Here is a 14041-nt window from a genome sequence, read left to right as displayed (position 1 = left end):
GAGAGTCGTTCGTCACGGCGGCGCGCCGACAGGCGTGCCGCCGCGCCGCCGAGCGACATCAGTGGGACGACGAGAAGCACGAGGGCGATCGCCGCGAGCGCCTGATACAGAGGGGCGTAGTCATCGGACCACCCCCAGAACGACTGGGCTCCACCGATCACCGTCAGGACGAGCGTCGTCACGACACCGAACGCGATGACCGGGAGCGCGAGCACGCTGTTCTGCCCGGGAGCCGGGCGCAGCAGCATGGACAGGACATTGCCGTTCACGCGGCCACCGCCGAGGGGATGATGCGACCGTCGCGGACGGCGATCGTCCGGGTGCAGCGCGCGGCGACATCGGGGTCGTGGGTCACGACGACGAGTGTCCGCCCTTGACCTGTCGTCGACCACAGGAGTGCGTCCATCACCTCGGACGACGTCTGCGAGTCGAGGGCGCCGGTCGGTTCGTCGGCGAAGACCAGTTCTGCACCGGTGGCCTGCGCACGGGCGATGGCCACCCGCTGGGCCTGCCCGCCCGACAGCTCGCCGATCCGACGCTCTTCCATCCCGGCGAGCCCGAGCGCGGCGAGCCAGGAGGCCGCGTGCGGGACGGCATCCCGTCGCCGGACACCGTTGATCATGGAGGCGAGGGCGACGTTCTCCACGGCCGTGAGCTCCGGGATGAGGAGTCCCTGCTGGAAGACGAAGCCGAACCGCTCGCGCCGGAGCCGGGAACGGGCTGACTCCCCGAAGGCGGTGACCTCGATCGGCGCGCCTTCGGCCGGACGGAAGACGACACTTCCCGCATCGGGCGCGGTGATACCCGCCAGAACGTGCAGGAGCGTTGTCTTGCCGGAACCGGAGGCACCCATGATCGCGACGGACTCGCCGCGACCGATCGCGAGGTCGACACCGGCGAGTGCGCGGGTCATCCCGAAGGTCTTGCTGAGGGCGTGGGCTTCGATCACAGGAACATTCATGATCCCAGCCTCTCCGTCGCCCCGCCCTGGGTCGTCGGCCTGGCGGATGACGATGCGGACCCGAGGTCATCCCGTCGAATGAGATCGGGCCCGCACTTGTCTCAGAGAGCGCGCTGCCAGCCGCCGGCGTAGGACACCGGGACGAAGCCGATCGCCTCATTGATGTTCAGCATCGGCCGGTTCTCCTCCGCGTTGAAGGTGGAGACCACGGTGGAATCCGGCATCAGCTCCCGCCAGCGGAGCAGGTTCGCACACTTCACGATCGTGCCGAGACGATGCCCCCGGTGGTCCTTACTGACCAGAGTGCCGAACTGGTGCGTGACCCCGGTGCGGTCGGCCGCGATGAGAAGCTCGTTGTAGGCGACGAGCTCTCCGGTGGACACGTGTTCGACGGCGACGACCGAGACGGCCTGACCTGCACCGAGGAGACGCGCTTCGCGGCGCACGACGCGCTCCGCGTCCCAGGCCTCCTCGGGGAAGTCCATGTCGCCGCTCGGCGCATCCGTCGAGAGCCGCGCGAGGACCCCGGCGAAGCCGTCCCGCAGCTCCGGCGGGGTCGGCATGTTCCACTCGATGACGCGATAGTCGGCTCCGGCCACTGCGAGCGCGTCGTCCAGCGCGGTGCGCAAGGGGGCAGGGTCGCTCCGGAGGTCGAACTCGCTGTTGCGCTCGACCTGCTCCAGGACGAACCCGTTCGCCTCGGCCAGGTCGGAGAGCGGGGTCGCCGGGATGCGACCCCACCCGGTGCGCGGAATGAGCATCCGGTCGGCTTCCTTCGGCCGGTGGAGACTCCAGAGCTGCAGAAGACTCCGACCACGCGCACGCGCTTCCGCTTCGGCGCGGGCGAGCAGGGCATCCTCGACGCCCCGGCCCCAGTGCGCTTCCGGCACCAGCAGGTCAAGCTCCGCGGCGTGCGCCTCGGCCTCCTGCGCGAAGGAGACCGTGATCATCCCGACGATCTCGTCGTCCACGCGTGCGACGAAACCGAGGTCGAGTGAATCGGTGTCGTCCTGCCAGTCCGGGAGCATCTGCGCGGCGTCCGGAGCAAGATCGGGCAGACCGACCTGCTCGTCGCAGATTCGCCGGTTGAGTTCGCCGTATGCGCGGAAGTCCGCGGCGTCGTCATCGTCCAGGGAGACCGGCACCACCAAGGGGGTGATCGTCGGTTCGATGGTCGTCATGTCTTTTCCTTCGAGTGGGGCTTCAGAGGGAGCCGGTGTGTGGAGCGGGTGCCCGCATCCGCCCGTGACGAGCACGGGCGGATGCGGCGCGGGGATGGGGGAGCTGTCACGGTCGGACGTCCGTCAGCGCATCCCCCGCTGCATGTCGAACGTCAGCAGGGCGGACGACTCGGCGGCGGAGCGGTGGCGCTGCTCTCCGAGGAGGAACAGCTCGGACGGGTCGATGTACAGGCCGCGGCGGTGTCGCTGCGGGCGCTGCGCCCTCTGGAACAGCCAGAGGCCGATCCGGAGGGAGAGACGATCCGCGAGCGAGAGGCGGCGCAGTTCGTCGGGACGGGGGATCTGGAGGACCTCACGGTCCTCGATATCGGGCGGGTGGGAGACGCTGCGGTGCAACGTGGTGTTCACGGTGATTCCTTCGTGAGTGATGGTGACATGGGGTGCGGAAGCACCGACGCCCGACCGCCGAAGCAGTCGGGGACGGTGCGGAAGGATGCGGCTCCTCGGGTCTGCGAAGACGCAGATGCCGAAGGCGGCGGAAGATCCGTGATCTGGAGCAGATCAAAGGGTGGGGCGCGGAAGGACCGACCGGAGACGGCCCACTACGGGCCGGGATTCTCGGGGTGCGGTTCTAGCAGAGCGCGCTCGAGCGGACGCCGGCGGTTACCGAGAACGCAGGGCGCGGCGCGAAATGCGCGGGCGCGGCGAGGCCAGTGGCCTGTGCGTTGAGCTGAATCATCATCGGTAACCTCCTTTCGTGTGGCGATCCGCACGCCACCGTAGCGAACGCGCGCCGGAGACGTCAAGCATCTCGTCTCGGACTCGGCGTGTCGCGCCGCCATCCGGTTCCGTGGGCATCCGCGCGGGATCACCGTTCCGGCCCGGAATTCCGGTAGCGTAGCCGCGTGATTCCCCCCGGACGAGCGGTGCCCGCATGCATCTGAAGAGCCTGACGCTCAAAGGGTTCAAGTCGTTCGCGCAGCCGACGAGTTTCGTGTTCGAGCCCGGTGTCACCTGCATCGTCGGTCCGAACGGCTCCGGAAAGTCCAATGTCGTCGACGCCCTCGCCTGGGTGATGGGGGAGCAGGGGGCGAAGACCCTGCGCGGCGGCAAGATGGAGGACGTGATCTTTGCGGGCACCTCGACCCGCGGTCCGCTCGGGCGCGCCGAGGTGCAGCTCACCATCGACAATGCCGACGGCGCTCTGCCGATCGAGTACGCCGAGGTGACGATCAGCCGCACGCTGTTCCGGAACGGTTCGAGCGAGTATGCGATCAACGGCGAGGGCTGCCGTCTTCTCGACCTGCAGGAGCTCTTGAGCGACTCAGGTCTGGGGCGCGAGATGCACGTGATCGTGGGTCAAGGACGTCTGGACACGGTCTTGCAGGCTTCCCCGGAGGATCGACGGGGCTTCATCGAGGAGGCCGCCGGAATCCTCAAGCATCGGCGACGCAAGGAGAAGACCCTCCGCAAGCTCGACGCCATGCAGACCAATCTCACCCGTCTGAGCGACCTCGCCGGAGAGATCCGGCGCCAGCTCAAACCCCTGGGGCGCCAGGCGGAGATCGCGCGGGAGGCACAGACCATCGCCGCCGTGGTCCGTGATGCCAAGGCGAGGATCTTCGCCGACGACGTGGTCGCTCTGCGCACCGCTCTGGCCGACCACACGCGCACCGAGCACGAACGCCACACCGAACGCCTGGTGCTGTCGGACCAGGCGGAGACGGTGCGGGCGAGCATCGCGCGCCTCGAGCACGAGCAGAACTCGGTCGCCGTCGACGAGGCGCGCAGCGTCGCCTTCGGGCTGGAGCAGGTGCAGGAGCGGATGCGCGGCCTCTACACGCTGGCGAATCAGCGCCTCGCCTTGCTCGGATCGGAGGAGGACGACGCCGCCGTCACCACGGTCACCGTCACTCAGGCCACGATCGACGAGGCGAAGGAAGAGATCGACGTGATCTCCGCGGGGCTGGGGGATGCGCAGGACGCGGCCGCGTCGGCGAGCCGCGAAGTGGTGCAGGCCCGCGCAGAACTGGACACGCTCGACGCGGACATCGCCGAGCAGAGCGCACTGGTCTCCGAGTACGACATGCGCATCTCCGCGCTGCGTGGCACGGCCGACGCGGCCTCCTCGGCCCTCGCCGCGGTGCGTGGGGCCGTTCTCCGGCAGGAGAATGCGCTCGAAGCGGCGAACATGCGTCGTCGGGAGGCCGCGGAGGCGCTCGAGGCGATCGACGATGCCGAGGCGCCCGAGGGCACCGCCGTCGAGTACGCCGCCGCGTACGACAGTGCCCAACGCGCCTCCACGGCGGCGGAAGCGGAACGGGAGACCCTGCGCGAGCGCCTGCACACCGCTGAGCGTGAGGTCGATGCTCTGACGGCGAAGGCCGCCGCGCTGAGCAGTGCACTGGCGCTGTCCGGTGGAGCGGCAGAGGTCGTCGAAGCCGGCGGGCGGGGCGTGCGCGGGCTCGTCGGTGACTCCGTGCAGGTCCGCGCCGGCTTCGAAGCAGCGATCGCGGCGGTGCTGGGCCCGCTCGCCGAGGGCGTGCTCATCGATACCGCCGCCGATGCCTTCGCGCAGGCCGAGCAGGCGGCCGAGCATCGCCGGGGAGTGGTCGACTTCGTCGTCGCGGACGTACCTGCCCCCCGGTCCGTGGTCGTCGCACCCATCGACGGTGTCACGCCTGCGGTGGAGACCGTCACCGCCCCCGATGGTGTTCTCGGCATCCTGTCCCATGTCCTCATCGCGAACGACCTGGATGCGGCTCGTGCTGCGCGCACAGCGCTCGACACGGCGGGTGACACGTCCACGACGATCGTGACTGTCGGTGGCGATGTGATCACGGCGCACACCCTGCGAACCGGGTCCGGAGGCGAGCGCTCACGGCTCGAGCTCGCCGCGGAGCGGGATGCCGCAGCGGAACGCCTCGCCGAGGTCCAGATCGTGGTCGACTCCCTCCGTGAGGCTCGGGAGGATGCGAACGAAGCGGTGGAGACGGCCCGGCGCCAGGCGAAGGATGCGCTGCGGGCTCTCCGCGAACACGACGCCGCTCTCGCCACGCATGCGGAGCAGCTGAACCGGGTCACGGTGCGGCACGAGTCCGCGGTCGCCGAATGCGAACGACTCGAGACGGGGCTCGCCCAGGCGCAGACCGCCGTTGCCGACGCCGAGGCGAAGGCCACCGATGCGAAAGCCGCACTGGACGAGGCGATCGCCACACCGCGCCCGGTACTCGACGCTTCCGCTCGCGACGGACTCCTGGAGGCGCTCGAACTCGCCCGGGAGGGAGAACTGCGGTCACGTCTCGAGATCGAGACTCTGCGTGAGCGGGTGCGCGCCGCCCAGGCGAGGGTGGCGAGTCTCGAACGGCAACGCGAACAGGAGCGGGATGCCGCGGCGGAAGCCGCACGCCGTGCCGTGATCCGTCGCGCTCAGCGCGAGGCTGCCTCCGGGGTGGCCGACGAACTCCCGCGCATCCTCGACTCGCTCGACCGATCGGTCACCGAAGCCCGTGTCGCTCTCGCCGAAGCCGAGGCGGCGCGGTCGGCGCAGAACCAGGAACTCGTTGCCCTGCGTGCCCAGGAGACGTCGCTCCGGGAACGCCTGGCGGGGCTGACGGAGAGCGTGCACGGGCTCGAACTGCAGATCCACGAGAAGAAGCTGCACCTGAGCAGCCTGCTCGAGCGGGTGTCGTCCGAGCTGTCACTCGACGAAGATATTCTTGTAGCGGAATATGGTCCCGATCAGCTGGTTCCTCGTGATCCGGGGACGGAGCAGGCCGCCGAGGACGGGCACGGCGACACCGCCATCCCGTTCGATCGTCGCATCCAGCAGCGTCGTCTGGCCGAGGCGGAGCGGAAGCTCGCGCAACTCGGCCGGGTGAACCCTCTGGCGCTCGAGGAGTTCGCTGCGCTCGAACAGCGCCATGCCTTCCTCACGGAGCAGCTCGCTGACCTGACGCAGACGCGGGAGGACCTCCTGACGATCATCGCCGACCTCGACGAACGGATGGAGACGATCTTCGCGAGCGCCTTCGAAGACACCAAGGAGGCCTTCGGCCAGGTCTTCCCGCTGCTCTTCCCGGGCGGGACCGGGAGCATCTCGCTGACCGATCCCGACAACTTGCTGACGACCGGCATCGAGGTGTCGGTGCGTCCGGTCGGGAAGAAGATCGAGAGGCTGTCGCTCCTCTCCGGCGGTGAGCGTTCGCTGGCCGCCGTCGCGCTGCTCGTGGCGATCTTCAAGGCGCGACCGAGCCCGTTCTACATCCTCGACGAGGTCGAGGCCGCGCTGGACGACGCGAACCTCGGGCGGTTGCTCACGGTGTTCGAGCAGCTGCGGGAGAGCTCCCAGCTGCTCATCATCACCCACCAGAAGCGCACGATGGAGATCGCGGATGCGCTCTACGGTGTCTCGATGCGTCAGGACGGCGTGTCTGCGGTCGTCGGGCAGCGGGTCGGAGACAGGGCGGCCGCCGCCGTCTGACCGATCGAGGTCGGCTTCGCGGTCGATTCGCCCGCGCAACCCGTAGGCTGGAGGGATGGCGGAGAAGTCTTGGTCACTCGGTCGCGCACTGCGCGGCATGTTCGTCAAACCCACGATCGATGAGACCACGTGGGAGGACCTCGAGACAGCGCTGATCACCGCGGACTTCGGTCCCGACATCAGTGAGCGCGTCGTCGAGGAACTGCGTGCGAAGGTCGACAAGTACCGCACCACCGATCCCCAGGACCTGCAGCGGATGCTGCGGGAGACCCTGGAGGAGCACTTCGCGAAGTTCGACACCACCCTCAAGCTCACCGAGCGTCCTGCCGTCGTGCTGGTCGTCGGGGTCAACGGCGTCGGCAAGACCACGACCATCGGCAAGTTCACGAAGTTCCTCCGCGGCTACCAGCGCAGTGTCGTGGTCGGTGCGGCGGACACGTTCCGTGCTGCTGCGGTCGATCAGCTCGCCACGTGGGCGCAGCGCGGGGGTGCAGCGATCGTCCGCCCGCAGCAGGAAGGTCAGGATCCCGCCTCCGTCGCCTTCCAGACTGTCGAGTACGCCAAGCGCGAAGGCATCGAGATCGCGATCATCGACACCGCCGGGCGTCTGCACACCAAGGGCGGTCTCATGGACGAGCTCACCAAGGTGCGGCGGGTGATCGAGAAGCAGGCGCCCATCAGCGAGGTCCTTCTCGTCCTCGACGCGACCACCGGGCAGAACGGCGTGATGCAGGCAGAGGCTTTCCTCGAGCACGCGGGCGTCACGGGGCTCGTCCTCACCAAGCTCGACGGCTCGGCCAAGGGCGGGTTCGTGCTGGCCGTTCAAGAGCGCACCGGCATCCCGGTCAAGCTCCTCGGGCAGGGGGAGGGGATCGACGATCTCACCGGTTTCACGCCTCATGTCTTCGTCCAATCCCTGGTCGGCTGAGGACGGGACTACCGCCGTGAGCACGAGGCTGGTTTCATAGCGTTATGGCGATCGAACACGACTACTTCGGACTCCTGTCCTCGGGCCCCGACGGCTCGATCTTCTGGTCGGAGACCGTGGAGCTCGGTGACCAGAGCGTCACCGTCGATCTGACCGCGCCGGACCAGGATGATGTGTCCGCCGACGCGCTCGACATCGCCGCCGGACTCATCGCCGGCCTCGAGAACGTGGACGGGACGGCACGTCGCGGCATGCTGGCCGAGGTGGACGACCGCACCAGCGAGGTGACCGAGTACATCCTGCAGCAGCAGGAGGCCTACGGCGACGACCTCCCTGACGTCCTCGTCGATGTGTCGGGCGACGCCGCGGTGGACATCATCCGCTCGCTCCGACTGATGAGCATGACGATCCTGGCCGACGAGCACGGCGGTTCGGAACCCTTCGCCGTGCTCGAGTACGCCCTGGACGACAGCTCGTCCGACGATGTCCTGCTCGTCAACCTCGGCTCGGACGGTTCCGTCCAGTCGGTGATGAGCGCCGACTGAGGCGCCGCCGCCGCGGGTGGCGCCTGCGACCCGGGCGTGGTCAGACGGCCTGTGCGAAACCGAGGTCCGCGCTGTCCGCGATATGCGCGAGGTGCTCGGGGATCTCCCGTCCCTTCGACACCATCGACTGTGCCCACAGACGACCCGCACGGTAAGACGAGCGCACGAGGGGGCCGGCGAGGACGCCGAGGAAGCCGATGCGCTCGGCCTCTTCCTTGAACTCCACGAACTCGGCCGGCTTCACCCAGCGCGCGACGGGGTGATGGCGCGGTGACGGACGCAGGTACTGCGTGATCGTGATGATGTCGCAGCCGGCGTCATGGAGGTCGTGCAACGCCTGGACGACCTCCTCCGGTTCCTCGCCCATCCCCAGGATCAGGTTCGACTTCGTGATCAGACCGGCGTCGCGGGCCTGCGTGAGCACATCGAGTGAGCGCTCGTAGCGGAACGCCGGACGGATGCGCTTGAAGATGCGGGGCACGGTCTCGACATTGTGCGCGAACACCTCAGGGCGGGCATCGAAGATCTGCCCGAGGAAGGCCGGATCGGCGTTGTGCTCGTTCGCGAGCAGTTCGACGCCGGTGTTCGGGTTGAGCTCGTGGATCTTCCGGACGGTCTCGGCGTTGAGCCAGGCGCCCGTGTCGGGGAGGTCGTCCCGCGCGACGCTCGTCACCGTGGCGTAGCGGAGGTTCATGCGCACGACGCTCTCGGCGACGCGGCGGGGCTCGTCGGTGTCGTAGGCGTCGGGCTTGCCGGTGTCGATCTGGCAGAAGTCGCAGCGGCGGGTGCACTGCGAGCCCCCGATGAGGAACGTCGCCTCCCGGTCCTCCCAGCACTCGTAGATGTTCGGGCAGCCGGCTTCCTGACACACCGTGTGCAGGTCCTCGCTCTTCACGAGAGAGTGCAGCGCCGTGTATTCGGGGCCCATCTTCGCTTTGGTCTTGATCCACTCGGGCTTGCGCTCGATGGGGGTCTCGGCGTTGCGGACCTCCAATCGGAGGAGCTTGCGTCCTTCGGGGGCGGCGGTCATGCGGGAACTCCTGCGTACTCGGTGAGGAAGGCGGTCGTGACGTGATCGATGACGTCGGCGGGGGAGATGTCGGCTCCGACGATCTCGCTCACGGTGGTGACTCCGGCATCGGTGATGCCGCACGGGATGATCCCGCGGAACCCCAAGAGGCTGTTGTCGCAGTTGATCGCGAAACCGTGCATCGTGACGCCCTGCTGCACTCGCACGCCGATGGCCGCGACCTTGTCCTCCGAGAGCGGGCGACGAACCCAGACGCCGCTCCGTCCGTCGACCTGGTACCCGTCCACTCCGAGAGGGCGGAGCACGTCGATCAGGATGCGTTCCAGTCGCCGCACGTGAGCGACGACGTCCATCGGTTCGGGGAGCCGGACGATGGGATACCCGACGAGCTGGCCGGGTCCGTGCCAGGTGATCTTCCCCCCGCGGTCGACGTCGATGACGGGTGTGCCGTCCTGAGGGCGTTCGTGCGGCTCGGTGCGCTTGCCGGCGGTGTAGACCGCCTCGTGCTCGAGCAGGATCAGCGTGTCCGGTCGACTTCCGTCCACCACCTCGGTGTGAACGCGGCGCTGCAGTTCCCACCCTTCGGCGTACGGCACGAGGTCCGGAGCCAGTCCCGGAGCGAGGATGTCCAGCATGAACGTCTCCCATCATCGACTAGTTGGATTGGGTCTAACAATACTCCCGACGAGGCGCATCGGATGCATGCCGGCCGCGCGCGGTAGCGTGAGAGCATGAGTTCCACCGGCCGTGCAGGGCGCCCCAAGGCGTCGTCCCGCGAGACTCTCGCGGAGGCCGCATGCGAGCTCTTTCTCGAACGCGGGTACGACGGCACATCGGTGGCCGACATCACTCAGCGCGCAGGCGTGAGCCGATCGAGCTTCTTCAACTACTTCACTTCGAAGAGTGACGTGTTGTGGTCCGGCGTCGACGAGCGGATCGAGGACGCGCTCGAGTCCCTCGAAGAGCTCGGGACGCGCGCGACGGGGGGAGCCGTCCGTGGCATCCTTCTGCTCGTCGTCCGAGACTTCGCGCCCGATGCATTGGCTCTCGCGCTCCGTAACGCGGCAGCCATGGGGCTCGAGGACGAACTCGTTCGCGACACCGGTCTGCGTCTGGCGAAGCTTTCTGCAGGGGTGTCGCGCGCGGCTCGCGGTTCCGGGGTCGACGCGGTGCGTGCCGACATCCTCGGCGCCGCGCACGCCGCGGCCGTCTTCTCATCGCTGCGGGTCTGGGCCGAGCAGGGGGCCGGCCGGGGTACTCCGGAAGCCCTGCTCGCCGATGCGCTGGGGACGATTCACGACCTTCCCTGGTCGGACTGACCTCGCGAGGCGGCCGAGCTCCGTGCCGCGCTGAGCGTGGAGGCTCCGCTCGCGTAGAATCGACAGCACCATGGCTACCTTTGGCACGCTCTCCGATCGGCTCACCGAGACCTTCCGCAACCTTCGCACGAAGGGAAAGCTCACCGCGGCCGACGTCGACGGCACCGTACGGGAGATCCGTCGCGCGCTGCTCGACGCCGACGTCGCGCTCGTCGTCGTCAAGGACTTCACCGCCAGAGTGCGTGAGCGCGCGCTCGGCGACGAGGTCAACAAGGCGCTGAACCCCGCGCAGCAGGTCGTGCAGATCGTCAACGAGGAGCTCGTCCAGATCCTCGGCGGCGAGCAGCGTCGGCTGCAGTTCGCGAAGACCGCTCCGACCGTGATCATGCTCGCGGGTCTGCAGGGTTCGGGTAAGACGACGTTCGCGGGCAAGCTTGCGAAGCAGCTCGAGGGCGAAGGGCACACGCCCCTCCTGGTCGCCGCCGACCTTCAGCGCCCGAACGCCGTCAACCAGCTCCAGGTCGTGGCGGAGCAGGCCGGCGCCACCATCTACGCGCCGGAGCCCGGCAACGGCGTCGGGGATCCGGTGAAGGTCTCGCGCGATGGTGTCGAGTATGCGCGACGTCAGCAGCACGACGTCGTGATCATCGACACGGCCGGCCGTCTCGGCGTCGACGCCGAGCTCATGAAGCAGGCCGCCGACATCCGCAAGGCGGTCACCCCCGACGAGGTCCTGTTCGTCATCGACGCGATGATCGGTCAGGATGCCGTCAACACGGCCAAGGCGTTCCAGGAGGGTGTCGACTTCACCGGCGTCGTGCTGTCGAAGCTCGACGGCGACGCGCGTGGTGGCGCGGCTCTCTCCGTGGCCTCCGTGACCGGCCGTCCGATCATCTTCGCGTCGACGGGCGAGCGCCTCGAAGACCTCGAGCCGTTCCACCCCGACCGTATGGCGAGCCGGATCCTCGACCTCGGCGACATCCTGACCCTCATCGAGCAGGCCCAGCAGGCCTTCGACGAGGAAGAGGCCATGAAGATGGCCGAGAAGCTTGCGACCGAGGCCTTCACCCTCGAGGACTTCCTCGACCAGCTTCAGCAGATGAAGAAGATGGGTTCGATGAAGAAGATGCTCGGGATGCTTCCGGGCATGGGGCAGATGAAGCAGCAGCTCGAGGACTTCGACGAGCGTGAGATCGATCGCACCGAAGCCATCATCCGTTCGATGACGCCGGGGGAGCGGCGAAACCCGAAGGTGCTCAACGGCTCGCGCCGTCTGCGCATCGCCCGTGGTGCCGGCATGACGGTCACCGACGTGAACCAGCTCGTGCAGCGCTTCGAGCAGGCCGCGAAGATGATGAAGACGGTGGCCCGAGGGGGCACGCCCAACATCCCCGGTATGGGGGCGGTGCCCGGCATGGGACGTCCCGGTGCTTCCTCGAAGCGGGGGAAGGGCAAGAAGGGCAAGTCTTCCGGCGGTTCTCGTTCGGGCAACCCGGCCAAGCGCGCTGCGGAGAACGCGGGCATCACCTCCTCGGCCGCACCCACGGGGTCGGGCTTCGGGCTGGGTAATGCCCCCCAGGCTCCCAGCGAGGCCGATCTCGCGGAGATCCAGAAGCTCTTCGGCAAGGGCTGAGCCTGGTCAGCGCGGTGCGGTGAGCACGGGCGCGACCGCCGAGGCGGCGGGACGTCCCGGTCCTGCCGCCGGACGCGCAACGATCTGGCCCAGCACCAACGCGCCGAGCGTCAGCACGAACCCGATGGCCTGGAGTGGCGTGAACCACTCGCCCGCGACGAGCGCACCGAGCAGGGTCGCGACGATCGGGGAGAGCAGCGCGAGGAGCCCCGGCACGATCACCGGCAGTTGCTGGACCCCGCGGAACCAGAGCGAGTAGGCGACAATCCCGCCCACCGTGCCGAGCCACAGATACCCGAGCGTGGCTTCACCGTCGATCCGCGATGGCACCCCTTCGACGAGCAGAGTGACCGGCAGCAGCAGAAGCCCTCCGGCGCCGAGCTGCCAGCCGGCGTAGGCCACCGGTCCGACCCCGCTCGGCCTGCCCCAGCGCTTGGTGAGGATCATCCCCATTCCGGTCGCGGTGACACCGCCCAGCGCGGCGAGGACTCCCCAGAGATCGAGATCCGCCGCAGGGCCGAGGACGACCAGGGCGACACCGCCTGCTCCGACGACGGCGGCAGCCGCGGTGAGCGGTCGGATGCGCTCCTGCAGCACGAGCGAACCGAGAGCCAGCACGATGACCGGTTGAGCACCGGCAACCGCTGCCGCCACCCCGCCGGGGAGGCGTTCGGCAGCGAGGAACAGGAGAGGGAAGAACGCGCCGATGTTGAGTGCGCCGAGTGCCATCGACTTCCACCACCACGAACCGTGCGGAAGCCGTCGGCTCACGACGACGGCGAGAAGGCCGGCGGGGAGGGAGCGCAGGAGCGCGGCGAACAGAGGGTGCCCGGGCGGGAGGAGTTCTGTCGTCACGAGATAGGTGGTCCCCCAGGAGATCGGTGCGAGGGCGGTGAGGAGCACGAGCATCACGCGGTTCATACCTCCAGCGTGCGCGCCGTGATCCGATGAGTCCAACGCATGGTTGTCACCACTTGCATGAGGGCTGATCATGGATACATGGAACTCCAACAGCTCCGGTACGTCGTGGAGGTTGCTGCCACCTCGAGCTTCACCAGGGCCGCTGAGCGCTGCTTCGTGACTCAGTCGGCCCTCAGCCACCAGATCGCTGCACTCGAGCGGGAACTCGGCCGGCGACTGTTCATCAGGTCGAGTCGGAGCGTGCGATTGAGCGAGGCCGGCGAGGCGTTCGTCGGGCATGCACGTGCCGCGGTCCGGGCGGCGGAACAGGCACGGGAGGATGCCGCCGCTGTCGACGGCGCGGTGGTGGGGACTCTCCGGATCGGTGTCATCCCGACCGTGACGGCCATCGATCTCCCCGCCGTACTCGTGGCCTTTCGTGGACAACACCCACAAGCACGAGTCGAACTGCAGGTGGGAAACAGCGACACGCTCGTCGCTCGGCTTCGTCGCGGCGACCTCGATGTGGCGCTTCTGGGCCTGCGCGACGGCGTGGACCCGGTCGGCGTGGCAGCACGTGTCCTGTCGCGTGACCGACTCGTGGCGGCGGTCCCTCGCGGGCACGCTCTTGCGGGCGCGGAAGCGATTCGGATCGAGGACCTGGCCGATCAGACCTTCGCGGACTTCCCGGCTGCGACCTCCGGCCGGGCGCAGAGCGACGCCGCGTTCACGTCCGCGGGAGTGACGAGGGATGTCGCGTTCGAAGCCGACTCGGCCACTCTCATCCTCGGGCTCGTCGAGGCGGGGCTGGCGGTCACGCTTCTCGCACCGGGGACGGTGGCGCGATCGGGCGCCGATGTCGTGACCATCGACGTGCTCGACGGTCCCCGGCGCGTCGAGTACGTGGCCTGGGACCAGGCTGCGCCCCGGACGGTGGCCAGGGCCTTCCTCGCGGTGCTGGCTGCGGTTCCGGGGGAGCACGGGGCCGAAGCCTCGGCCTCCTCGTGAGGATGCAGGAAGACGCGAGAAGCGGGTCCGGAGGTGAACTCCGGACCCGCTTC

The 14041-nt window shown here is 68.5% G+C and carries 12 protein-coding genes and 1 pseudogene; 6 read left to right on the top strand and 7 right to left on the bottom strand.

Translation table 11 applies throughout. The annotated features are described in order from the left end of the window. The 4 genes and pseudogenes from L978_RS12345 to L978_RS12330 form a co-directional block, all read right to left on the bottom strand. Window positions 1–269: pseudogene (locus L978_RS12345) on the bottom strand (permease); the annotation flags it as partial. After that, window positions 266–961, bottom strand: a complete 696-nt coding sequence (locus tag L978_RS12340) for an ABC transporter ATP-binding protein (RefSeq protein WP_047523397.1) — start codon at window positions 959–961, stop codon at window positions 266–268. The pseudogene L978_RS12345 and the gene L978_RS12340, both read right to left, overlap by 4 nt. 101 nt (window positions 962–1062) lie before the next feature. Then, a complete protein-coding gene (locus L978_RS12335; RefSeq protein ID WP_047523396.1) occupies window positions 1063–2142 on the bottom strand; it encodes a GNAT family N-acetyltransferase in 1080 nt (359 codons plus the stop codon). Between the two features lie 123 nt (window positions 2143–2265). Next, the gene (locus tag L978_RS12330) at window positions 2266–2550 is read right to left on the bottom strand and encodes a hypothetical protein (RefSeq protein ID WP_047523395.1); all 285 of its coding nucleotides are present in this window, start codon (window positions 2548–2550) and stop codon (window positions 2266–2268) included. 526 nt (window positions 2551–3076) lie between these two features. Here L978_RS12330 and smc point away from each other — a divergent pair. From smc to L978_RS12315, 3 genes are read left to right on the top strand one after another with little or no spacing between them, the layout of a single operon-like run. Next, on the top strand, window positions 3077–6625 hold the full coding sequence (gene smc / locus L978_RS12325; RefSeq protein ID WP_047523394.1) for a chromosome segregation protein SMC: 3549 nt from the start codon (window positions 3077–3079) through the stop codon (window positions 6623–6625). Window positions 6626–6680: 55 nt separating this feature from the next. Continuing rightward, the gene (gene ftsY, locus L978_RS12320; RefSeq protein ID WP_047523393.1) at window positions 6681–7553 is read left to right on the top strand and encodes a signal recognition particle-docking protein FtsY; all 873 of its coding nucleotides are present in this window, start codon (window positions 6681–6683) and stop codon (window positions 7551–7553) included. Window positions 7554–7597: 44 nt separating this feature from the next. Beyond that, the gene (locus L978_RS12315) at window positions 7598–8098 is read left to right on the top strand and encodes a DUF2004 domain-containing protein (RefSeq protein ID WP_047523392.1); all 501 of its coding nucleotides are present in this window, start codon (window positions 7598–7600) and stop codon (window positions 8096–8098) included. A gap of 40 nt (window positions 8099–8138) precedes the next feature. Here the strand turns inward: L978_RS12315 and lipA are convergent, their stop codons facing one another. Further along, window positions 8139–9128 carry a lipoyl synthase gene (lipA, locus tag L978_RS12310; RefSeq protein WP_047523391.1) on the bottom strand — a complete coding sequence of 330 codons (990 nt, stop codon included), beginning with the start codon at window positions 9126–9128 and terminating at the stop codon, window positions 8139–8141. Next, entirely contained in the window at window positions 9125–9763 is a 639-nt protein-coding gene (lipB, locus tag L978_RS12305) for a lipoyl(octanoyl) transferase LipB (protein ID WP_047523390.1), read from the bottom strand. The genes lipA and lipB overlap by 4 nt, the downstream gene beginning before the upstream one ends. Before the next feature lie 96 nt (window positions 9764–9859). On the opposite strand from lipB, the gene L978_RS12300 reads away from it, so the two are divergent. Both L978_RS12300 and ffh read left to right on the top strand, forming a co-directional pair. Next, the gene (locus tag L978_RS12300; protein WP_047523389.1) at window positions 9860–10447 is read left to right on the top strand and encodes a TetR/AcrR family transcriptional regulator; all 588 of its coding nucleotides are present in this window, start codon (window positions 9860–9862) and stop codon (window positions 10445–10447) included. A gap of 70 nt (window positions 10448–10517) precedes the next feature. Continuing rightward, window positions 10518–12080 (top strand): signal recognition particle protein, encoded by a 1563-nt coding sequence (gene ffh / locus L978_RS12295; protein WP_047523388.1) that lies wholly within the window; start codon window positions 10518–10520, stop codon window positions 12078–12080. Window positions 12081–12086: 6 nt separating this feature from the next. Here ffh and L978_RS12290 read toward each other — a convergent pair whose 3' ends face one another. Beyond that, entirely contained in the window at window positions 12087–13001 is a 915-nt protein-coding gene (locus L978_RS12290; protein WP_047523387.1) for an EamA family transporter, read from the bottom strand. 78 nt (window positions 13002–13079) lie between these two features. On the opposite strand from L978_RS12290, the gene L978_RS12285 reads away from it, so the two are divergent. Continuing rightward, complete coding sequence (locus L978_RS12285) at window positions 13080–13988, top strand: LysR family transcriptional regulator (protein ID WP_052193671.1); 909 nt, start codon at window positions 13080–13082, stop codon at window positions 13986–13988. Window positions 13989–14041: the final 53 nt, after the last annotated feature.

It is taken from the genome of Microbacterium sp. ZOR0019 (genome assembly GCF_000800925.1).
GTDB classification, from domain to species: domain Bacteria; phylum Actinomycetota; class Actinomycetes; order Actinomycetales; family Microbacteriaceae; genus Microbacterium; species Microbacterium aurugineum.
Note: the sequence above shows the minus strand (reverse complement) of the source record. Positions and strands in the feature narration are given on the sequence as shown.